Source organism: Streptomyces sp. NPDC051322 (genome assembly GCF_040689485.1).
Lineage (GTDB): Bacteria > Actinomycetota > Actinomycetes > Streptomycetales > Streptomycetaceae > Streptomyces.
The window spans coordinates 13,509-33,747 of sequence record NZ_JBFBAK010000014.1; the positions used below are offsets into that span (position 1 = coordinate 13,509).

The following is a 20,239-nucleotide window of genomic DNA, read 5'->3' on the forward strand; positions in this document are numbered from 1 at the left end:
TCCCTCCTCCGATTGCCCCACCTTTTCCCCACCCCCCTAGACTGAACATCCAGCAGGTGGCTCACGCTCGAAAGGCGCCCCCGTGTCCATCGGCAACTCCCCCGAAGACGACCGGCCTTCGATCGGTCACATCCTCCAGCAGGCCCGGGTCGCCGCGGGTCTGACGGTCGACGAGATCAGTTCCTCCACACGGGTGCGCATCCCCATCGTGCACGCGATCGAACAGGACGACTTCTCCCGCTGCGGCGGCGACGTGTACGCCCGCGGTCATATCCGTACGCTCGCCCGCGCCGTGGGCATCGATCCCGCCCCGCTCGTCGAGCAGTACGACGCCGGGCACGGCGGGCGTCCCGCACCCACCCCCGCGGCGCCGCTCTTCGAGGCGGAACGCATCAGGCCGGAGCGGCGGCGCCCCAACTGGACGGCCGCGATGGTCGCGGCGATCGTCGTCGTGGTCGGTTTCGTCGGCTTCACCCTCTTGAACGGCGGCAGTGGCGGCCGGCAGAAGACCCCGGTCGCCGAGGGCCCCACGACCACCGGCAAGCCGAAGCCCAGCCCCAGCAAACCCGCCGACCCGAAGCCCGATCCCTCGGACAGCGCCATCGCGGCGGTGCCCAAGGACAAGGTGACGGTCAAGGTCTCCGCGGTCGACGACAAGAGCTGGATCTCGGCGAAGGCGCACAACGGCAAGCTGCTCTTCGACGGGACTCTCGCGAAGGGTGATTCCAAGACCTTCACCGACGAGCAGCAGGTCGATCTGATCCTCGGCAACGCGGGGGCCATCCAGCTGTTCGTGAACGGCAAGGACGTCCAGAACGACTTCCAGCCGGGCCAGGTCGAGCGGCTCTCGTACACCAAGGGCGACCCCGAGGCCGGCTGATCACCCTCGAGGATCGGGTATGGGCCAGGACAAAGTAGTCTTGAGCCCATGCCCGAACGCCGTACCGTCGCCCTTGTCACTCTTGGCTGCGCCCGTAACGAGGTGGACTCGGAGGAGCTCGCAGGCCGCTTGGCAGCGGACGGCTGGGACCTCGTCGAGGACGCCGCCGCCGCGGACGTGGCCGTCGTCAACACCTGCGGGTTCGTCGAGGCCGCCAAGAAGGACTCCGTAGACGCCCTGCTCGAAGCCAATGACCTCAAGGATCACGGCCGCACCCAGGCCGTCGTCGCGGTCGGCTGCATGGCCGAGCGCTACGGCAAGGATCTCGCCGAAGCCCTTCCGGAGGCGGACGCGATCCTGGGATTCGACGACTACGCCGATATCTCCGACCGGCTCCAGACCATCCTCAATGGCGGCATCCACGCCTCGCACACCCCGCGCGACCGGCGCAAGCTGCTGCCCATCAGCCCGGCCGAGCGTCAGGACGTGGCCGCGGTTGCTCTGCCCGGCCACGCTCAGGACGTCGCTCCCGAAGACCTTCCGGCGGGGGTCGCCCCGGTATCCGGCCCCCGGGCGCCGCTGCGTCGCCGTCTCGGCAGCAGCCCGGTCGCCTCGGTGAAGCTGGCGTCCGGCTGTGACCGCCGGTGCTCCTTCTGCGCCATTCCCTCCTTCCGCGGTTCCTTCATCTCACGGCGGCCGTCCGACGTCCTCGGTGAGACCCGCTGGCTCGCGGAACAGGGTGTGAAGGAGGTCATGCTGGTCTCCGAGAACAACACGTCGTACGGCAAGGACCTCGGCGACATCAGGCTGCTGGAGACGCTGCTGCCCGAGCTCGCCGAGGTGGCGGGCATCGAACGGGTCCGCGTCAGCTATCTGCAGCCCGCGGAGATGCGCCCGGGACTCATCGACGTACTGACGTCCACGCCGAAGGTCGCGCCCTACTTCGACCTGTCCTTCCAGCACTCGGCGCCCGGTGTGCTGCGCGCGATGCGGCGCTTCGGGGACACCGACAGGTTCCTGGAGCTGCTGGACACCATCCGCGGCAAGGCCCCGCAGGCCGGCGTGCGGTCCAACTTCATTGTGGGCTTCCCGGGGGAGAGCGAGGCCGATCTGGCCGAGCTGGAGCGCTTCCTCACCGGGGCGCGGCTCGACGCCATCGGAGTCTTCGGCTATTCCGACGAGGACGGCACCGAGGCGGTCGGCTACGAGAACAAGCTGGACACCGACGTCATCGCGGAGCGACTTGCGCGTGTCTCCCGACTCGCCGAGGAGCTGACCGCGCAGCGGGCCGAGGAGCGGCTCGGAGAGACTTTGTCGGTCCTGGTCGAGTCCGTCGACGAGACCGAGGGCGCGGTGGGCCGGGCGGAGCACCAGGCGCCCGAGACGGACGGCCAGGTGATCCTCACGTCGAGCGAAGGACTTGCACCCGGCCGTATGGTCGTGGCCAAGGTGGTCGGTACCGAAGGCGTCGACCTGGTGGCCGAGTGTCTCGGTGAGGAGGCGGGCAGATGACCGGAGTCCCGGCATCCGCCGCCGGCGGTACCGGTGCGAAGCCGGCGCCCGGCGGCAAGCTGGGCGCTGCGGCCGTCCCTCAGGCCGGGCTGTGGAACGTCGCGAATCTGCTGACCATGGTGCGGCTGGTGCTGGTACCCGGATTCGTGGTGCTGCTGCTGCACGACGGCGGCTACGACCCGGTCTGGCGGGCCTACGCGTGGGCGGCCTTCGCCGTCGCCATGATCACCGACATCTTCGACGGACATCTCGCGCGGACGTACAACCTGGTGACGGACTTCGGGAAGATCGCGGATCCCATCGCCGACAAGGCGATCATGGGAGCCGCACTGGTCTGCCTGTCGTATCTCGGCGATCTGCCCTGGTGGGTGACGGGCGTCATTCTCTTCCGCGAGCTGGGGATCACCCTGATGCGGTTCTGGGTGATCAGGCATGCCGTCATTCCGGCCAGTCGTGGCGGAAAGCTGAAGACGCTCGCACAGGGCACGGCGGTCGGAATGTATGTGCTGGCGCTGACCGGCCCGCTCGCTTCGCTGCGCTTCTGGGTGATGGCGGTGGCCGTGGTGCTGACCGTGGTGACCGGGCTGGACTATGTGCAGCAGGCCGTGACGGCGCGACGCCAGGGGCTTGCTGCGGAGCGGGCCGCACGGTGAGCACGGCGGCCCGGGTGCTGGAACTGCTGGCCGGACGAGGGGAGACCCTCGCCGTCGCTGAGTCGCTGACCGGCGGCCTGGTGGCGGCGGAGCTCACCTCGGTGCCGGGTGCCTCGCAGGCTTTCCGCGGGTCTGTGACCGCCTATGCGACCGCGCTGAAGCACGAGATTCTCGGCGTCGATGCGGATCTGCTCGCGGATCGCGGAGCGGTCGACGCGGATGTGGCACGCCGGATGGCAGTCGGCGTACGACGGGTACTCGGCGCCGACTGGGGAGTGGCGACCACGGGGGTGGCCGGTCCCGAGCCCCAGGACGGGCAGCCCGTCGGCACGGTGTATGTGGCCGTTGCCGGCCCCGGAGGCGTGGAGAATCTGTCGCTCCTGCGATTGAACGGGGACAGGGCGGACATCCGTAAAGAGAGCGTACGAAGCGTTCTTGAGCTGCTCTCCGGCGAACTCCGCGAATATGCGGGGGCACAGGATACGGAACAGAACGGGGGGAATTGATGTTTGCAGCCCTGAGTGAACACGACATCGCTCCCCGCACGGCCGCGGCGCAAGGCGGTACGGTGGGGCGAGAAGGATGCGGTTACGCGGTCCGAGGAGGGAGCCACCGATGATTCTGCTCCGTCGCCTGTTGGGTGACGTGCTGCGTCGGCAGCGCCAGCGCCAGGGCCGTACTCTGCGCGAAGTCTCCTCGTCCGCCCGAGTCTCTCTCGGTTATCTGTCCGAGGTGGAGCGGGGGCAGAAGGAGGCATCCTCCGAACTGCTCTCCGCGATCTGCGACGCGCTTGACGTACGGATGTCCGAGCTCATGCGCGAAGTGAGTGATGAACTCTCGCTCGCCGAGCTGGCCGAGTCGGCAGCGGCCAGCGAGCCCGTGCCTGCGCCGGTACGCTCAATGCTCAACTCCGTCTCCGTGACATCGGTGACGGGCGTTCCGACCGAACGAGTGACGATCAAGGCGCCTGCCGAAGCGGTGGATGTCGTCGCTGCCTAGCACTTGCTTCAATGGCTCCGGCCGGTCCTTCGGGACCGGCCGGAGCCTTTTTCGTCGGGCAACCTTGAATGTCCGCCTTGTGGGTATATGTGCGATGGTGGAGTCAACGGACCAACGCATGGGAGGATCTCGCATGTCTGGCGTGAAGAGCCCGCTCTCCGAGGCCGATCAGAAGGTGGTGGGCGAGGCCCTGCAGGGCGCGCTCGCTGATCTCGTCGATCTCTCCCTGGTGGCCAAGCAGGTGCACTGGAACGTGGTGGGGCCGCGCTTCAGGTCGGTGCATCTTCAGCTCGACGAGGTCGTGGACACGGCCCGGCAGTACACGGATGCGGTGGCCGAGCGGTCGTCGGCGGTCGGTGTCACCCCGGACGGGCGGGCCGGCACGGTGTCCAGGACCAGCGCCATCGGCGAGGCACCGCAGGGCTGGATCAAGGACGGCGATGCCGTACGGATCCTGGTGGAGGCGCTCGGCGCCGTCATCGACGGGATGCGGGAACGGATCGCAGCCACCGCTGTCCCCGACCCGGTCACCCAGGATCTGCTGATCGGAGTCGCCGCCGACCTCGAGAAGCATGCGTGGATGTTCCAAGCGGAAAGCGCATAGCGGTTGCGGCCGTGAGACGGCGACGGATAGCCGGGCTGCTGGTGTCCGTGCTGGTCACCGGGGTGTGGTGGTGGACCGTGCTGCGGCTGGTGGTGGCCCCCGGTGACAGCGGGCCGCTGGAGAGCGCGGTCGCGGTGGGGGGCTGGGGCCTCAGTCTGCTGCCCATACATGTCGTCGCGGTGCCTGCCAGGGCGCCGCGACGATGACGTAAGCGGATGACGTGACCGGATGACGCACGCCGCGGTCACGGCGTCGGCCCCGTCTGGCACCGCGGGCACCAGTAGGTCGGACGCTCGCGATTGCCGTCGTCCTGTCCGGCTCTGCGTACCGACGTCCCGCACCGCAGGCAGGGGCGGGGTGCTCGGCCGTAGACGTACAGACGCTGATGGGGCAGCCCGGTGGTCATACGGACCGGACGGTCGCGGTTCGCCTCCAGGAGCTTCTTGGCCACGGTCACGATCCGTTGGGGAGTGGGGACCTCGCCGATCGGCAGCCACGGGGTGGCGCCGAGCAGGAAACAGATCTCCGACTTGAAGATGTTGCCGACACCCGCGAGGTTGCGCTGGTCGAGGAGTGCCTCGCCGAGCGGGCGATCCGGAGCGGCCAGCAGATTGCGCAGGGCCCCGTCCGGGTCCCAGTCGGGGCCGAGCAGATCCGGGCCCAGGTGGCCCACAGCGTTGCTCTCCTGCGACGTACGCAGTAGCTCCAGTACGGGAAGTCGGTAGCCGACCGCGCTGTGTTCCGCGGTGGCGAGGACCGCGCGGATCTCGTGGGCCGGACCGCCGCGCCAGCGCTCGCCCGCGGCGTAGACCCGCCAGGCGCCGTCCATCCGCAGATGGCTGTGCAGGCTGAGATCCCCCTCGATCCGCACAAGCAGGTGTTTGCCGCGCGAGACGACGCCGAGCACCGTGCGCCCCGTGAGGTCGGCGGTGGCGAGCCGGGGCACGCGCAGATCGGACCGGGTCAGGACCCGGCCGGCGAGAGCCGTATGCAGACGCCGTGCCGTCTGTGCGACGTTGTCTCCTTCGGGCATCCCACCATGATGCGCGGTGGGAACCGGCGGTGTCGTGCCGGTCCCGGCGTGGTCAGGCGCGCAGCCGCAGCCCCCTCGGCGTGGCGACGAACCCCGCCGCCTCCAGAGCCCGGCCCACGTCGGACGTCAGGGCGGATACACCGTTGGTGCGCTGCACGGTCACTGTGCCCAGCGCGCCGGCCCGGGCGGAGGCGGCCAGCGCCTGCCCGGCGGCTGCCAGCCGGGGGTCGTCCGGTTCGGTCGGCCAGGCCAGCAGGCTCTTGCCGCCGCGCTCCATGTAGAGGATGAGTTCGCCGTCCACCAGCACGACCAGCGATCCTGCCTTGCGCCCGGGCTTGTGGCCCGCGCCACCGGGAGCCTCCGGCCACGGCAGCGCCGCCCCATAGGCGTTCGCCGGGTCCGCAGCCGCGAGCACCACCCCGCCCCCCGGCGGGCCTCCCTCCGTACGCTCCCGGGCGGTCGCCGCCGCACGCAGCCGGTCCACGGCCCCGTCCATCGCGAACTGGGCCGCCCCCAGGCCTTCGACGACATAGCCGCGGCGTGCCTGGCCACTGTCCTCGAAGGCCGAGAGGATGCGGTAGATGGCGGAAAAGCCGCCCTCGACCCCCTCAGCGGCCACCGCGCCCCGGGTCACGACGCCGTGCCGGTCGAGCAGCGTGCGGGCCAGGGCGTGGGCGCGATGGGTGGCTTCGGGCTCGGCGGCGGGCAGTACGGACCACCGGCCGGCGACGGTCGGTGGTCCGGTACGGGAAGCGGGTCGGGCGGCAGCAGTGAGCGAGCCGTAACGGCCGCGGGGGACCGTCCGCCGTGCCCGGTGCGCGGTGGATCCCGCGGTGCGGCCGGAGCCGAGCAGGGAGCGGAGCGGAGCCAGCGAGTCGTTGGTCAGGCGGCCGGACCAGGCCAGCTCCCAGACGGCATCGGCCAGTTGAGGGTCGGTGCAGTCCGGGTGGGTGGTGGCGCGTACCTCGTCGGCGATCTGGCGGAAGAAGAGGCCGTACCCGGGCGAGAGGACCTTGAGCACGGACTCATGGAGCGCGCTCAGCTCCAGTGGGTGCGGTGGGGGAACGAGCAGCGGGGCGGCGTCCGCGAGATACAGCGAGATCCAGCCGTCCTTGCCGGGCAGCGCTCCCGCTCCCGCCCAGACGACCTCGCCGGTGGTGGTCAGTTCGTCGAGCAGTGTGGGCGTGTAGCCGGCCACCCGGGCAGGGAGGACCAGCCTCTCCAGTGCGGAGGCCGGAACGGGGGCTCCCTGCAACTGTTCGACGGCCCGGGCCAGGCCGTCGATACCGCGCAGGCTGCTGCCGTCGAGGTGCTGCCACTGGGGGAGGAACGCGGCGAGAGCGGCGGGGGCCACCGGTTCGAGCTCCTGGCGCAGGGCGGCCAGCGAGCGCCGGCGCAGTCGGCGCAGCACGGTGGCGTCGCACCACTCCTGACCGATCCCGGACGGGTGGAACTCGCCCTGCACGACCCGGCCGGCAGCGGCGAGGCGCTGCAGGGCGCCGTCGGTGACCGCCGTGCCGAGGCCGAAGCGAGCCCCGGCATCGGACGAGGTGAAGGGGCCGTGCGTACGGGCGAACCGGGACAGCAGATCGCCGAGCGGATCCTTCACCGGCTCGGTGAACGCTTCCGGCACGCCCACCGGCAGCGCCGTGCCGAGCGCGTCGCGCAGCCGACCCGCGTCCTCGATCGCCGCCCAGTGGTCCGCGCCGGCGATACGGACCCGGATGGCCCGGCGGGATTCCGCGAGTCCGCGGGCCCAACCGGGCTCCGCCCCGCGGGCGGTCAGCTCCGCGTCGGTCAGCGGTCCGAGCAGTCTCAGCCGGTCGGCGACACCTTCGATGTCCTTGATCCGCCGGTCCTCGGTCAACCACTGGAGTTCACTCTCCAGCTCCTCGAGGACGTTGGCGTCGAGCAGTTCGCGCAGCTCCGCCTGGCCGAGCAGTTCGGCCAGCAGACGTGAGTCGAGCGACAAGGCGGCGGCCCGCCGCTCGGCGAGCGGGGAGTCTCCCTCGTAGAGGAACTGGGCGACATAGCCGAAGAGCAGCGAACGGGCGAACGGCGAGGGCTCCTGGGTGGTGACCTCGACGAGCCGGACCCGCCGTGACTCGATGTCGCCCATCAGCTCGGTGAGCCCCGGCACGTCGAAAACGTCCTGAAGACATTCCCGAACCGCTTCCAGCACGATCGGGAACGAGCCGAATTCCCCCGCCACCTGCAGCAGTTGGGAGGCGCGCTGACGCTGCTGCCACAGCGGGGTCCGTTTGCCCGGGTTGCGGCGCGGCAGCAGCAGGGCACGCGCCGCGCACTCACGGAACCGTGCGGCGAAGAGCGCCGAGCCGCCGACCTGGTCGGTGACGACCTGCGCGACTTCCCCCTTGTCGAAGGCGACGTCGACGGCTCCCAGCGGGGCTTGCTCACTGTCGTACTCGGCGCCGAGCGGCTGGGTCTGCGCAGCGGGGTCGCCGTCCAGCAGGTCGAGGCCCATGAGGTCGGCGTCCGGCAGCCGCAGCACCAGGCCGTCGTCGGCGTGCATCACCTGGGCGTCCATGCCGTAGCGCTCGGACAGCCTGGCGCCGATGGCCAGCGCCCAGGGGGCGTGCACCTGAGCACCGAACGGGGAGTGGACGACGACCCGCCAGTCACCCAGCTCGTCACGGAATCGCTCGACGACAATGGTGCGGTCGTCGGGGACATGGCCGCAGGCGCGGCGCTGTTCGTCGAGATAGGACAGCACATTGTCCGCAGCCCAGGCGTCGAGGCCGGCGGCGTGCAGCCGCTCGCGGGCACGGTCGGGCTGCAGAGCACCGACCTCGCGGAGGAAGGCACCCACCGCACGGCCCAGCTCCAGCGGACGGCCCAGCTGGTCGCCCTTCCAGAACGGCAGCCGCCCCGGCACACCCGGGGCGGGGGTGACGAGCACGCGGTCCCGGGTGATGTCCTCGATACGCCATGAGGTGGTGCCGAGGGTGAATACGTCCCCCACCCGGGACTCGTAGACCATTTCCTCGTCGAGCTCACCGACCCGGCCGCCGCCCTTCTTGGGGTCGGCACCGGCGAGAAAGACGCCGAAGAGTCCGCGGTCGGGGATGGTGCCGCCGGAGGTGACGGCGAGGCGCTGCGCCCCGGGACGGCCGGTGACCGTACCGGCGACGCGGTCCCAGACCACGCGGGGGCGCAGCTCGGCGAACGCGTCGGAGGGATAACGTCCGGCGAGCATGTCGAGGACGCCGGTGAAGGCCGACTCGGGAAGTGCCGCGAAGGGGGCTGCCCTGCGGACCACCGCCAGCAGATCATCGGCCTGCCAGGTGTCGAGGGCGACCATCGCGACCAGCTGCTGGGCGAGCACGTCCAAGGGGTTGGAGGGAACCCGGAGCGATTCGATCGAACCGGTCCGCATCCGCTCGGTGACCACGGCGGCCTGCACCAGGTCGCCCCGGTACTTGGGGAAGACCACACCGGTGGACACCGCACCGACCTGGTGTCCGGCACGGCCGACCCGCTGCAGCCCGGAGGCGACGGACGGCGGTGACTCGACCTGGATGACGAGATCCACGGCGCCCATGTCGATGCCCAGCTCGAGGCTGGAGGTGGCGACCACCGCAGGCAGCCGACCTGCCTTCAGGTCCTCCTCCACCTGGGCACGCTGTTCCTTGGAGACCGAACCGTGGTGCGCCCGGGCGAGCAGTGCGGGCGCACCCTTCGCCGCGCCTGCCTCCGCCATGACCTCGGCGGGCGAGTGTGCCTCCGGCAGCGGCTCGCCGGTGGCCCTTTCGTACGCGATCTCGTTGAGCCGGTTGCACAGGCGCTCCGCCAGACGGCGGGAGTTGGCGAATACGATGGTCGAGCGGTGGGACTGCACCAGATCGGCGATGCGCTCCTCGACATGGGGCCAGATCGAGGGCTTCTCGGCCTTGTCCGGGTCGATGTCGGAGGCGGGGGAGCCGCCCAGCTCGCCCAGATCCTCGACCGGGACGACGACCGAGAGAGCGAATTCCTTGCCGGACGGCGGCTGGACGATCTCCGCCTTGCGCTGGGGGGACAGATACCGCGCGATCTCATCCACCGGGCGGACCGTCGCGGAAAGACCGATACGGCGGGCCGGCCGAGGCAGCAGTGCGTCCAGCCGCTCCAGCGACACGGCGAGGTGCGCACCGCGCTTGGTGCCGGCCACGGCATGCACCTCGTCGAGGATCACCGTCTCGACACCGGCCAGCGCATCGCGGGCCGAAGAGGTGAGCATCAGAAACAGTGACTCGGGGGTGGTGATCAGGATGTCCGGCGGCTTCGTCGCCATCGAACGCCGCTCGGCCGCCGGGGTGTCGCCCGAGCGGATGCCGACCCGGATCTCCGGCTCGGGCTGCCCCAGCCGCACCGACTCCTGACGGATGCCGGTCAGCGGGCTGCGGAGATTGCGTTCCACATCGACCGCGAGAGCCTTGAGCGGGGATACATAGAGCACCCGGCAGCGCTTTCTGGCGTCAGCGGGCGGGGGCGTCGACGCCAGCTGGTCGAGGGCTGCGAGAAAAGCGGCGAGTGTCTTCCCGGAACCGGTAGGGGCGACCACCAGCACATCCGTACCCTTGCCGATCGCCCGCCATGCGCCGTCCTGAGCGGCTGTGGGCGCATTGAAGGCCCCCGTGAACCAACCGCGGGTCGCGGGGGAGAAGGCGTCGAGCGCTGACCTCACCATGTCCCCATCGTGCACCCCGCCACTGACAACGGCCCGGAGCCGGGGAAATAATGAAGTCATGGGGCCGGGGACCGAGGAGCAGGCGAGGCACTGGCAGCTCGGGGAGTTGCCCGGGGTCGATCTGCTGCACGCCCGCTACATTCGCAAATCCTTCGCCTGGCACACCCACGACACGTTCGTCATCGCAGCGATCACCGAGGGCGTGGAGGCTTTCCACCACCGCAACGAGCTCGTCCGGGCGGGGGTGGGTCAGCTCGCTCTGGTGAACCCGGACACCCCGCACACCGGCCATGCCGGGGTGCCTGAAGGGTGGACGTACCGCACGCTCTATCCGGCCGCCGATCTCATCGCCGAGATCGCGGGCGACATCAGTACTCTCGCCGGTCCTGTCGGGTTCACAGCGCCGGTGGTGGAGGACCCCGGTGCGGCGCGGCTGGTCGTCGCTGTGCACGAGGCAGCCGAGCAGGGCAACGCGCTGGCCGCCGACAGCCTGCTGCGGCTCGCCGTTGCCAGGTTGCTGCGGACCCATGGCGGCCGGCTCCCCGAGCGCCCCCTGCGCACGGCCGGCGCCCGGACCGCGACCCGGGCACGCGCCGTCCTGGAGGCGGAGATGGCGCGGCCGCCCTCTCTGGGGAAGCTGGCCACCGAGCTCGGCACCAGCCCGTTCGCACTGCTGCGCGCCTTCAAGGAGGCGTACGGCATGCCCCCGCACACCTGGCTCACCGACGCACGGGTGCGCCGGGCCCGGCAGTTGCTCGACGAGGGCGCGGCCCCGGCCGAAGCGGCGGTCGCCGTGGGTTTCACCGATCAGCCGCACCTGAACAGGCACTTCGCCCGCATCGTGGGGGTGCCGCCCGGCGCCTACCGCCGAGGGCGTGCAAGAACGTACAAGACCGGTGCCGCCCGCGCCTCATAGCGTTCTCGATGTGGCAGCAGAGCAGACAGCACTCGACGAAAGCAGCACGGCCCCGGAACCCGGACCGGACTCCGCCGTCATCAGGGACGCCCTCGGTGTGGGCATCGTGGTGGGGCTCTCGGGCTTCGCCTTCGGTGTGACCGCAGCGGGCTCCGGCCTCAGCGTGCTGCAGACATGTGTGATGAGCTTGCTGGTGTTCACCGGAGCCTCACAGTTCGCGCTGGTCGGAGCACTGGCAGCGGGCGGCAACCCCCTCACCGCGGCCGCCGGTGCCTTCTTCGTCGGCGTACGAAACACCTTCTACGGGCTGCGGCTCTCCCAGCTGCTCGCGCTGCCACCCGCCGTGCGTCCCCTCGCGGCGCACTGGGTCATCGACGAGACAACGGCCGTCACCCTGGCGCAGCGCACCCGGCGCGCCGCGCGGATCGGGTTCACCGCCACCGGGCTGACCCTCTACGTGCTCTGGAACCTCACCACCCTGCTCGGCGCGCTGGGCGCGGAGGCGCTCGGCGACACCGGCGCGTGGGGCATTGACGCGGCAGGACCGGCGGTGTTCCTGGCACTGCTCGCCCCGATGTTGCGGACGGCGGCGGACCGCGCGGTCGCCGGGCTCGCTGTCCTGCTGGGGCTGGGACTGCTCCCGGTGCTGCCCGCCGGGGTGCCGGTACTGATGGCCGCACTGGCCGCACCGGCCGTGCTGTTCCTCCAGGGCCGCGGCATGTTCCGCACCGCCAGTACCGCACCCGCCGCCGAACAGGGCGCCGCCGATAAGGAGCAGGACCGTTGACCGCCTGGACCGCCATAGCAGTGACCGCTGTCGGCTGCTACCTCGTCAAACTGCTCGGTCTGCTGGTCCCGGCCGGTGCGCTGGAGCGCCCCCTGGTCAGGCGGCTCGCGGCGCTGCTGCCCGTCGCTCTGCTGGCCGCCCTCACCGCCCAGCAGACCTTCGCGGACGGACAGCATCTCGTCCTGGACGCCCGGGGGGCGGGACTGGCGGCCGCAGCGCTCTCACTTGTGCTGCGCGCCCCGTTCCTCGTCGTCGTCGCGGCGGCCGTGGTGGTCACCGCCGGGGTACGCGCCCTCGGCTGAGCCATCCGGCGAGGGTCAGACAACGGCACGTCCGTGCGCCCGCAGTGTCATCAGCGCCCGGATCGTCACCATCGGCCGCGCCTCCAGCTGTGTTCCCGGTGCCCAGGAACGCCAGTTGACCGGCCAGCCGCCGTCCTGCTGCTGCTCGGCAGCCAGGAAGTCCAGCGAACGGTCCATCTCCTCGTCCGTGAACCAGCCGCGCGCCAGCGAGCCGGGTGCCGCCGCATAGTCGTGCGGGAAATGCTGCTCACCCGGTGCGTAGCCGGGCGCGATCGGATAAGCCGCCCGGTCCGCCGGATCCAGCACCGCCAGCCGCTGCTCCCGTACCTGCCGGCCGATCCGGTCCGCGGCCGCCTCGGCACGCGACCGGTCGGGGGCCGAGTCGAGGAAGGCGACTGCCGCCTGGATCTCGTAGGGATGGGACCTCTCCAGGGAGTCGACGGCGGCCCAGCAGAAATCGGTCGCCCGGAACAGCCAGGCGTGCCACACCTCATTACGGTGCAACAGTCCCACCACCGGCCCGGTCGCCAGCAGCTCGCTCGGCGGGTCGTCGACGATCGGGATGAAAGGAGCGGACGGGTATCCGCGCTGCGAGGGATGAACGGCGGGCAGCGCGCCTTCCTTGGTGGACACCTCGGTGAGATAGCGACAGATTCGCTCCATCCGCATTCCACCGCAGCGGCCGACGGAATCCAGGACCTGCAGCGCGTGTGCCGTGTGCAGTGGCTGACTGACCGGGCCGCGCAGATCGGGTTCGAGCGCGTGGCCGTAACCACCGTCCTCGTTGAGGTAAGCGGCGAGCGCGGCCTCGACCTGGTCCGCCCCGCCGTCGAGGAAGTGATAAGCGAACCGCCGCTGCTCGAGCACCCGGGCCGTCAGCCAGATGAAGTGCTCGGCGCGGGCGAGAGGAGATGCTCCGGATCCGGCCATGTTCCGACGGTAGAGCGGAAAGCGCTCTCGGGCAGGGACGCGGGCAGGGAGCACTCTCCAGGGCGGGATACTGGAGGCATGCGGTTGACGATTTTCTGGGAGCGGATGGCGGAGCACTTCGGAGCCGGGTATGCCGATTCGTTCGCCCGCGATCATGTGATGGCAGAGCTCGGCCACCGGACGGTGTACGAAGCGCTCGCCGCCGGCTGGGAGACGAAGGACGTCTGGCGGGGAGTCTGCGCGGCGGTGGGCATTCCGGAGAGCAAGCGCTGAGAGGTACGGCACACCGGGCGGCCCTGACCGGTGTCACACCGGTAAGCGAGACTGAGTTCGTGGCACCGACTGATGAGAGCGCCGAGGACCGGATGATCCCCGACCAGAGCACGGACGACCGGACGACCGCGGGACGGACGCCTCCGGTCGTGCCGCCGACACCCGACGGTGCCACGGCAGCCGGCTCGCTGCGCATGCCCCGGTGGCTGCCGCGTGCGATGGTCCTCGCGCTGGCTCTCGTCGCCTGCTTTCAGCTGGGCAGCTGGGCCTTTTATCAGCTCATCGGGCTGCTCACCAATATCCTCATCGCGTTCTTCCTGGCGCTGGCGATCGAACCGGCGGTGGGACGGATGTCCGCCCGCGGCATGCGCCGCGGCCTTGCCACGTTTCTGGTCTTTCTCGGAGTGGTGATCGCGGGAGCCGGATTCGTCTTCCTGCTCGGCTCGATGCTGGCCGGACAGATCGTGGACATGGTCGAGGAGTTCCCCAAGTACCTCGACTCGGTGATCAACTGGACCAACCACACCTTCCACACCGAGTTGTCCCGGCTGGACGTCCAGGACAGCCTGCTCCACTCCGACTGGCTGCAGAAGTACGTGCAGAACAGCGCGAGCGGAGTGCTGGACGTCTCGGCCACCGTGCTCGGCGGCCTCTTCCGGCTGCTGACGGTTTTCCTGTTCGCCTTCTACTTCGCCGCCGACGGGCCACGACTGCGGCGGGCGCTCTGTTCCGTGCTGCCCCCGGCGAAGCAGGCCGAGGTACTGCGGGCCTGGGAGATCGCGGTTACCAAGACCGGTGGCTATCTGTACTCGCGCGGCCTGATGGCGTTGGTCTCCGGGATCGCGCACTACATCCTGCTGGTCGCCCTCGACGTGCCGTACGCCCCCGCGCTCGCCATGTGGGTCGGCCTGGTCTCGCAGTTCATCCCGACCATCGGCACGTATCTGGCCGGCGCCCTGCCGATGCTGCTGGCGTTCACCGTCGACCCCTGGTACGCGCTGTGGGTGCTGGTCTTCGTGGTGATCTACCAGCAGTTCGAGAACTACGTGCTCCAGCCGAAGCTCACGTCGAAAGCCGTCGACATCCATCCGGCAGTGGCCTTCGGCTCGGTCATCGCGGGCACCGCCCTGCTGGGGGCGGTCGGCGCGCTCATCGCCATCCCGGCGGCCGCGACCCTGCAGGCGTTCCTGGGCGCCTATGTGAAGCGGTACGACGTGACGGACGACCCCCGGGTGCACGGTCGGCGGCGCCCGCGTGACGGGGTCTCGCTGCGCGCCCGGATGCGCGCCTCGCTGCGGCAGGGGCGGACGCCGCCACCGGGAAACACCGGCGGCTGAGTGCCCGCGTGGTGCGCTTGACACCAAAATCGAACATCCATTCTCATTGGATTCCGGGCCCAGCGCGGGTATGAGTCGCCGATGGGCCGGAGGGACGCCGGGGCCCATTGTCAGTGGCAGGGGATAGCGTCATTGACGTGAAGCGATCGACTCAAGCAAATCGGGTGGAACCCATGGCAGGCAACGACCGCGAGAAGGCGCTGGACGCCGCGCTCGCACAGATTGAACGGCAATTCGGGAAGGGCGCGGTGATGCGCCTCGGCGAGCGGCCGAACGAGCCCATCGAGGTCATCCCCACCGGGTCGACCGCCCTCGACGTCGCCCTCGGCGTCGGCGGACTGCCACGCGGCCGCGTCGTCGAGGTCTACGGGCCGGAGTCCTCCGGCAAGACGACGCTGACGCTGCACGCGGTGGCGAATGCGCAGCGGCTCGGCGGCCAGGTGGCCTTCGTCGACGCCGAGCACGCCCTGGACCCAGAGTACGCGAAGAAGCTCGGTGTCGACATCGACAACCTCATCCTGTCCCAGCCCGACAACGGCGAGCAGGCCCTCGAAATCGTGGACATGCTGATCCGCTCGGGCGCGCTCGACCTGATCGTCATCGACTCCGTCGCGGCCCTGGTGCCCCGGGCGGAGATCGAGGGCGAGATGGGCGATTCGCACGTCGGTCTGCAGGCCCGGCTGATGAGCCAGGCGCTCCGGAAGATCACCAGTGCGCTGAACCAGTCCAAGACCACCGCGATCTTCATCAACCAGCTCCGCGAGAAGATCGGCGTGATGTTCGGCTCTCCGGAGACCACGACCGGTGGCCGGGCCCTGAAGTTCTATGCCTCGGTGCGGCTCGACATCCGCCGGATCGAGACTCTGAAGGACGGCACCGACGCGGTCGGTAACCGCACCCGTGTGAAGGTCGTCAAGAACAAGGTCGCGCCGCCCTTCAAGCAGGCCGAGTTCGACATCCTCTACGGCCAGGGCATCAGCCGTGAGGGCGGACTGATCGACATGGGCGTGGAGAACGGCTTCGTCCGTAAGGCGGGCGCCTGGTACACCTACGAGGGCGACCAGCTGGGCCAGGGCAAGGAGAACGCCCGTAACTTCCTCAAGGACAACCCCGATCTCGCCAATGAGATCGAGAAGAAGATCCTGGAGAAACTGGGCATCGGCGTCAAGCCGGAGGCCGTGACTGCTGAGCCGGGCGCGGACGCGGCGGGCGTTGTGGTGGCCGATGAGGCATCGAAGGCGGTTCCCGCCCCGGCCGGTGGCAAGGCCAAGACGGCCAAGACCGCCGCGGCCAAGAGCTGAGCCATGGTCCGGAGAACCGAATGGCCGGGGGCCACGGACTCCGAGGACAGCGAGGGGGAGAGGCCGCGGCAGCCGGGAACACGGCAGCCCGGTGAGCGGGCGCAGAAGCCGCAGGATCCGGCGGAGCAGGCGCGGGCGATCTGCCTGCGCCTGCTCACCGGGACGGCGCGCACCCGCAAGCAGCTCGCGGACGCGCTGAGCAAACGCGAGATCCCCGAGGATGTGTCCGACGAGGTGCTGTCCCGTTTCGAGGAGGTCGGGCTCATCGACGACGCCGCCTTCGCGGACGCCTGGGTGGAATCCCGGCACCGCGGCCGGGGACTTGCCAGACGGGCGCTGGCACGCGAACTCCGCACCAAGGGGGTGGACTCCGCGCTCATCGACGAGGCCGTCGGGCAGCTCGACTCCGAGCAGGAGGAGGAGACGGCCCGCGAGCTCGTCGCACGCAGGCTTCCCTCGACACGTGGCCTGGACCGCGACAAACGGCTGCGCCGGCTTGCGGGCATGCTGGCCCGCAAGGGGTATCCGGAGGGCACGGCCCTGCGAGTGGTCAGACGAGCGCTGGAGGAGGAGAGCGAGGAGCCGAGGAACGATGGCCCGGTAGCCCCGGACCACGAGAGGCCTTAGCGTTGCCCCTCCCACGGCGCCCGCCACGGTCAATTGACGTCGGCTGTGTGCTCCTCCCGCACTGCCGTGGCGGCGCCACCGCGTACGGCGTCGGCCGCCGCGTACAGCTCGGCGGGGCGCACCCCGGCGAAGGCCGCGGCCAGGTGGCCGTCCGGTCGTACCAGCAGCACGGTGTGGGCGGAGGCGCCCGGATAGGCCTCCGCCACCAGAAGTTCGGCCTGCACCGGCAGGGCTGTCACGGCAGCGGCCAGCCGGGGCATCACCCCTGCCGTCAGCCAGTGCCGCCGGTCCCAGACGCCGGTGCCCGGGGCCACCAGGACCACCAGCAACCTGGCGTGTCCCAGTCGGTCCCGCAGCCGCACCGCCGTACCGTCCGGTGCCGTCACCCCGACGTCGGCGACCGGTCCGCCGACCGGCGTGCCGACCGGCGTCTGCGCGGGGGTGGGGGCGGGCGCGAGAGGAGAGCGCGCGTAAGTGGCGGGCGCTCCGAGCGCTCCGCGCCCCAGATGGCCGTCGGCGAGCAGTGCGTCGTGCCCACGCGAGGCACCGGGCAGGTACGTCCGCAGCCCGCCGCCGCGCAGTATCGGCAATGACTGGTCGGCGGCGCGCAGCCGTGCGGCGACGGCCGTGCGGCGCTCCGCCTGATAGCTGTCGAGCAGCAGTTCCGAGGCGCCGTGGTGCCACGCCCGGGCCAGTTTCCAGGCCAGGTTGTCGGCGTCCCGCAGCCCCTCGTCGAGCCCTTGGGTACCCAGGGCGCCCAGCAGATGAGCCGCGTCGCCGGCCAGGAAGGCCCGGCCCACCCGCCAACGGCGGGCGAGTCGGTGGTGCAGCGTGTAGACGCCGGTGTCGATCAGTTCGTAGGGCGGTGTCTCGCCGCACCACCCGGCCAGCGCGGCCCGTACCCGCGCCACCAGTGCCTCGGGCGTGACAAGTTCGGCACGGGGCGGCAGCAGCCAGTCGATCCGCCAGGTGTCGTCGGGAAGCGGACGAGCCGTCACTTCCTCACCGCCGGACCGCCAGGGCGGCATCCGGTGCAGCAGTGCCTCACCGGGCCACGGAAGTTCGGCGCGCAGCGCGGCGACGGCATGGCGCTCCACCGCCGTACGGCCGGGGAAGCGGACATCCAGCAGTTTGCGCACGGTGGACCTGGCCCCGTCGCAGCCGACCAGATGGCTGCCGCGCCACCAGGTGGGCTCCGGCCCGGCGGTGTGCGCGGCGATCCCGGTGACGTCCTGCTCGATGGTGTCGATCCGGCTGCGTCCCACCAGCGTCACCAGGTCCTGGGCGGCCGCCGCGGTCCGTAGACCGCGAGTCAGTGCATGCTGCGGCAGATGCAGCGGCGAAGGCTCCCGTGCTCCGGTCGGCACTGCGAAGCCGCCGAAGTCGTCGAAGTCCCCGAATTCCACATGCTGTACCTGCTGACCTCGCCGGATCGCTCGCCAGGCCACCCAGTGAGCGGCGTCGTCGGGGTGCAGTGTGCAGCCGAGCCGCTCGACGAAGGCCGCGATGTCGGGCCGCAGCACGACCGTACGGGCCGGGCGCGGTTCATGATCGCCGGTGCCCTCGTCGAGTACCACGGAGGGAACGTCCTGAGCAGCCAGCGCCAGAGCCAGCGCGAGCCCGACAGGGCCCGCGCCGACCACGATCACCGGGTCCACGGTGCGACTCCTCGGACCCGTACGGAGAAGTTGCTGATGGCAGGTTGAGCCCGGTGCACGATCACAGAACGTATGCAACCGACTGGGGATGCCCCCGTCAAGCGAGCACGGGAGCCGCGCGCCGCCGCGAACCGGCCGAGATCCTCAGCGCCGTTCTAGACGACATCCGCGGCGGGTTCCACCGTGAAATCGGGGTCTGTGGGCGAAGCGACGGCGATCCCGGCCCTGCCACGCCTGCCGCGCTTCTCGATCCAGGTGGCGAGAGCAGAAAGGAGCAGGCACATCGCGATGTAGATGGCGCCGATGACCACAATCGTCGAGACATACGGGTACTGGCCGTTGACTTGGGTGTTGCTCGCGATGAGACGCGCGGTCTGGAGCAGCTCCGGGTACAGGATGATGAATCCCAGCGAGGTGTCCTTAAGGGTGACGACCAATTGGCTGATGATGGTCGGCAACATCGCACGAACGGCCTGTGGCATCAGCACGCTCGCCATGACCTGCGTCTTGCTCAGCCCCAGGGCGTACGCCGCCTCACGCTGTCCCGTGGGCACAGAGTTGATGCCGGCTCGCAGCACCTCGGCCTGAACACAGCCGTTGTAGATGGACAGGCCCAGAGCCAGCGCCCACATCGAGTAATCGGTCAGGAAACCGACCCAGAGCGCATAGATCGTGATCAGCAGCGGAATGGAGCGGAACAGTTCGATGAAGGCGGTCGCCAGCCAGCGGACGAGCCGCTGATCGGAGAGCCGGCAGACGACCAGCACCACGCCCAGCACGAGCGAGCCCACGGCGGCGAGCCCGAACGCCTTCATGGTGGCGACGATGCCGTCCGCGATGTTCTTCCGGATGCCGGTGTAATTGAAGATGTCCCACATGCCGCCGGCGAGATCGCCCTTGTCGGCAAGGCGCATCACGCAGACGACCAGCAGCGCGATGATGGCGACGCTGCCGACGACGGCATAGACGCGGTTGCGTACGACGGCCTTGGGGCCCGGTGCGTCGTAGAGCACGCTTGCACTCATCGGGCGACCTCCATACGGCGCTCGATCAGACGGAAGATGCCGCTGATGGCGAAGGTGATGACCAGGTAGCCGATGGCCACCCAGATGAAGATGGGAACGATGGAGTGGCCCAGATCGCTCATCGTCTTCTGCCAGCCGAACAGTTCGGTGACGCTGAAGGCGCCCGCGATCGCCGAGTTCTTGGTGAGCGCGATGAAGATGCTGCTCAGTGGCGGCACGACGATGCGAGTCGCCTGCGGCAGCACGACCATCCGCAGCGTCTGGGTGAAGCTCATGCCCAGCGAGCGGGCGGCCTCGGCCTGACCGAGCGGGACCGTGCTGATGCCGGACCTGACGGCTTCGCAGACGAACGACGAGGTGTAGAAGCCGAGCGCGAGCGAGCCGAGAACGTAGGGGCTCATCCCCGGAAAGAGGATCTCCGGGACAACGAAGGTGGCGATGAGGAACAGCAGGACCAGCGGGGTGTTGCGCAGGAGGGTGACCCAGGCCGTCCCGAAGAACCGGAGCGGAGGGACGGGCGAGACCCGGAAGCCGGCGATGAGCACACCGAGCACCAGGGCGATGACCGCGCTGACGGCGGTGATCGACAGGGTTCCTATGAAGCCGTCGCGGAACGCCGGGAAGTTGTCGAGCAGTACGTTCATGAGGTCTCCGCGTCGGCGGGCAGCTGCTGAAAGACGGGGCCGCAGCGCCCCGTACCCGCGTACGGGGT

The 20,239-nt window shown here is 70.1% G+C and carries 20 protein-coding genes; 14 read left to right on the forward strand and 6 right to left on the reverse strand.

The genetic code is table 11. From position 1 onward, the window contains the following. Positions 1-82: 82 nt before the first annotated feature. The 7 genes from AB0436_RS27015 to AB0436_RS27045 all read left to right on the forward strand — a co-directional run bounded on the left by AB0436_RS27015 (position 83) and on the right by AB0436_RS27045 (position 4,854). Positions 83-880 carry a helix-turn-helix domain-containing protein gene (locus AB0436_RS27015; RefSeq protein ID WP_366470548.1) on the forward strand — a complete coding sequence of 266 codons (798 nt, stop codon included), beginning with the start codon at positions 83-85 and terminating at the stop codon, positions 878-880. 48 nt (positions 881-928) lie between these two features. Continuing rightward, entirely contained in the window at positions 929-2,392 is a 1,464-nt protein-coding gene (rimO, locus tag AB0436_RS27020) for a 30S ribosomal protein S12 methylthiotransferase RimO (RefSeq protein WP_366470549.1), read from the forward strand. Next, positions 2,389-3,045: a CDP-diacylglycerol--glycerol-3-phosphate 3-phosphatidyltransferase gene (pgsA, locus tag AB0436_RS27025; RefSeq protein WP_366470550.1), complete on the forward strand. Its 657-nt coding sequence runs from the start codon at positions 2,389-2,391 to the stop codon at positions 3,043-3,045. Before rimO ends, pgsA begins: the two co-directional genes overlap by 4 nt. After that, positions 3,042-3,551, forward strand: coding sequence for a CinA family protein (locus tag AB0436_RS27030; RefSeq protein ID WP_366470551.1), 510 nt, complete (start codon positions 3,042-3,044; stop codon positions 3,549-3,551). The genes pgsA and AB0436_RS27030 overlap by 4 nt, the downstream gene beginning before the upstream one ends. 109 nt (positions 3,552-3,660) lie before the next feature. After that, positions 3,661-4,044, forward strand: a complete 384-nt coding sequence (locus AB0436_RS27035) for a helix-turn-helix transcriptional regulator (protein ID WP_250304879.1) — start codon at positions 3,661-3,663, stop codon at positions 4,042-4,044. A gap of 133 nt (positions 4,045-4,177) precedes the next feature. Further along, a complete protein-coding gene (locus AB0436_RS27040) occupies positions 4,178-4,648 on the forward strand; it encodes a DNA starvation/stationary phase protection protein (RefSeq protein ID WP_366470552.1) in 471 nt (156 codons plus the stop codon). 11 nt (positions 4,649-4,659) lie between these two features. Next, the gene (locus tag AB0436_RS27045) at positions 4,660-4,854 is read left to right on the forward strand and encodes a hypothetical protein (RefSeq protein ID WP_366470553.1); all 195 of its coding nucleotides are present in this window, start codon (positions 4,660-4,662) and stop codon (positions 4,852-4,854) included. A 38-nt stretch (positions 4,855-4,892) separates the two neighbouring features. Here the strand turns inward: AB0436_RS27045 and AB0436_RS27050 are convergent, their stop codons facing one another. Together AB0436_RS27050 and AB0436_RS27055 are read right to left on the reverse strand one after the other, a co-directional pair. After that, the gene (locus AB0436_RS27050) at positions 4,893-5,681 is read right to left on the reverse strand and encodes a DNA-formamidopyrimidine glycosylase family protein (protein WP_366470554.1); all 789 of its coding nucleotides are present in this window, start codon (positions 5,679-5,681) and stop codon (positions 4,893-4,895) included. A gap of 52 nt (positions 5,682-5,733) precedes the next feature. Then, positions 5,734-10,371 (reverse strand): DEAD/DEAH box helicase, encoded by a 4,638-nt coding sequence (locus tag AB0436_RS27055; protein ID WP_366470555.1) that lies wholly within the window; start codon positions 10,369-10,371, stop codon positions 5,734-5,736. Positions 10,372-10,429: 58 nt separating this feature from the next. On the opposite strand from AB0436_RS27055, the gene AB0436_RS27060 reads away from it, so the two are divergent. Genes AB0436_RS27060 through AB0436_RS27070 form a run of 3 tightly spaced genes read left to right on the forward strand, consistent with a single transcriptional unit; the run spans position 10,430 to position 12,376 of the window. Beyond that, positions 10,430-11,287, forward strand: a complete 858-nt coding sequence (locus tag AB0436_RS27060; RefSeq protein WP_366470556.1) for an AraC family transcriptional regulator — start codon at positions 10,430-10,432, stop codon at positions 11,285-11,287. 10 nt (positions 11,288-11,297) lie between these two features. Further along, the gene (locus tag AB0436_RS27065; RefSeq protein WP_366470557.1) at positions 11,298-12,074 is read left to right on the forward strand and encodes an AzlC family ABC transporter permease; all 777 of its coding nucleotides are present in this window, start codon (positions 11,298-11,300) and stop codon (positions 12,072-12,074) included. Then, positions 12,071-12,376 (forward strand): AzlD domain-containing protein, encoded by a 306-nt coding sequence (locus tag AB0436_RS27070; protein WP_366470558.1) that lies wholly within the window; start codon positions 12,071-12,073, stop codon positions 12,374-12,376. The genes AB0436_RS27065 and AB0436_RS27070 overlap by 4 nt, the downstream gene beginning before the upstream one ends. 15 nt (positions 12,377-12,391) lie before the next feature. Here AB0436_RS27070 and AB0436_RS27075 read toward each other — a convergent pair whose 3' ends face one another. After that, a complete protein-coding gene (locus AB0436_RS27075; RefSeq protein WP_366470559.1) occupies positions 12,392-13,306 on the reverse strand; it encodes a hypothetical protein in 915 nt (304 codons plus the stop codon). A gap of 78 nt (positions 13,307-13,384) precedes the next feature. On the opposite strand from AB0436_RS27075, the gene AB0436_RS27080 reads away from it, so the two are divergent. The 4 genes from AB0436_RS27080 to recX all read left to right on the forward strand — a co-directional run bounded on the left by AB0436_RS27080 (position 13,385) and on the right by recX (position 16,844). Next, positions 13,385-13,579, forward strand: a complete 195-nt coding sequence (locus AB0436_RS27080) for a DUF3046 domain-containing protein (protein ID WP_365851440.1) — start codon at positions 13,385-13,387, stop codon at positions 13,577-13,579. A 194-nt stretch (positions 13,580-13,773) separates the two neighbouring features. Beyond that, positions 13,774-14,916, forward strand: a complete 1,143-nt coding sequence (locus AB0436_RS27085; protein WP_366470628.1) for an AI-2E family transporter — start codon at positions 13,774-13,776, stop codon at positions 14,914-14,916. 173 nt (positions 14,917-15,089) lie between these two features. Beyond that, entirely contained in the window at positions 15,090-16,217 is a 1,128-nt protein-coding gene (recA, locus tag AB0436_RS27090; RefSeq protein WP_366470560.1) for a recombinase RecA, read from the forward strand. Between the two features lie 3 nt (positions 16,218-16,220). Then, positions 16,221-16,844 (forward strand): recombination regulator RecX, encoded by a 624-nt coding sequence (recX, locus tag AB0436_RS27095; RefSeq protein WP_366470561.1) that lies wholly within the window; start codon positions 16,221-16,223, stop codon positions 16,842-16,844. A 29-nt stretch (positions 16,845-16,873) separates the two neighbouring features. Here the strand turns inward: recX and AB0436_RS27100 are convergent, their stop codons facing one another. From AB0436_RS27100 to AB0436_RS27110, 3 genes are all read right to left on the reverse strand, one after another. Beyond that, complete coding sequence (locus AB0436_RS27100; RefSeq protein ID WP_366470562.1) at positions 16,874-18,502, reverse strand: FAD-dependent monooxygenase; 1,629 nt, start codon at positions 18,500-18,502, stop codon at positions 16,874-16,876. Positions 18,503-18,657: 155 nt separating this feature from the next. After that, positions 18,658-19,527: an amino acid ABC transporter permease gene (locus AB0436_RS27105; protein WP_366470563.1), complete on the reverse strand. Its 870-nt coding sequence runs from the start codon at positions 19,525-19,527 to the stop codon at positions 18,658-18,660. Continuing rightward, positions 19,524-20,171 carry an amino acid ABC transporter permease gene (locus AB0436_RS27110; protein WP_366470564.1) on the reverse strand — a complete coding sequence of 216 codons (648 nt, stop codon included), beginning with the start codon at positions 20,169-20,171 and terminating at the stop codon, positions 19,524-19,526. Before AB0436_RS27110 ends, AB0436_RS27105 begins: the two co-directional genes overlap by 4 nt. Between the last annotated feature and the right edge of the window lie 68 nt (positions 20,172-20,239).

What these genes read in the sequence shown, in the direction of transcription:
- rimO (WP_366470549.1), top strand. Translation starts at nt 929, where the DNA reads ATGCCCGAACGCCGTACCGTCGCCCTTGTCACTCTTGGCTGCGCCCGT.
- pgsA (WP_366470550.1), top strand. Translation starts at nt 2,389, where the DNA reads ATGACCGGAGTCCCGGCATCCGCCGCCGGCGGTACCGGTGCGAAGCCG.
- AB0436_RS27035 (WP_250304879.1), top strand. Translation starts at nt 3,661, where the DNA reads ATGATTCTGCTCCGTCGCCTGTTGGGTGACGTGCTGCGTCGGCAGCGC.
- AB0436_RS27040 (WP_366470552.1), top strand. Translation starts at nt 4,178, where the DNA reads ATGTCTGGCGTGAAGAGCCCGCTCTCCGAGGCCGATCAGAAGGTGGTG.
- AB0436_RS27050 (WP_366470554.1), bottom strand. Translation starts at nt 5,681, where the DNA reads ATGCCCGAAGGAGACAACGTCGCACAGACGGCACGGCGTCTGCATACG.
- AB0436_RS27055 (WP_366470555.1), bottom strand. Translation starts at nt 10,371, where the DNA reads ATGGTGAGGTCAGCGCTCGACGCCTTCTCCCCCGCGACCCGCGGTTGG.
- AB0436_RS27060 (WP_366470556.1), top strand. Translation starts at nt 10,430, where the DNA reads ATGGGGCCGGGGACCGAGGAGCAGGCGAGGCACTGGCAGCTCGGGGAG.
- AB0436_RS27075 (WP_366470559.1), bottom strand. Translation starts at nt 13,306, where the DNA reads ATGGCCGGATCCGGAGCATCTCCTCTCGCCCGCGCCGAGCACTTCATC.
- AB0436_RS27080 (WP_365851440.1), top strand. Translation starts at nt 13,385, where the DNA reads ATGCGGTTGACGATTTTCTGGGAGCGGATGGCGGAGCACTTCGGAGCC.
- AB0436_RS27085 (WP_366470628.1), top strand. Translation starts at nt 13,774, where the DNA reads ATGCCCCGGTGGCTGCCGCGTGCGATGGTCCTCGCGCTGGCTCTCGTC.
- recA (WP_366470560.1), top strand. Translation starts at nt 15,090, where the DNA reads ATGGCAGGCAACGACCGCGAGAAGGCGCTGGACGCCGCGCTCGCACAG.
- recX (WP_366470561.1), top strand. Translation starts at nt 16,221, where the DNA reads ATGGTCCGGAGAACCGAATGGCCGGGGGCCACGGACTCCGAGGACAGC.
- AB0436_RS27105 (WP_366470563.1), bottom strand. Translation starts at nt 19,527, where the DNA reads ATGAGTGCAAGCGTGCTCTACGACGCACCGGGCCCCAAGGCCGTCGTA.
- AB0436_RS27110 (WP_366470564.1), bottom strand. Translation starts at nt 20,171, where the DNA reads ATGAACGTACTGCTCGACAACTTCCCGGCGTTCCGCGACGGCTTCATA.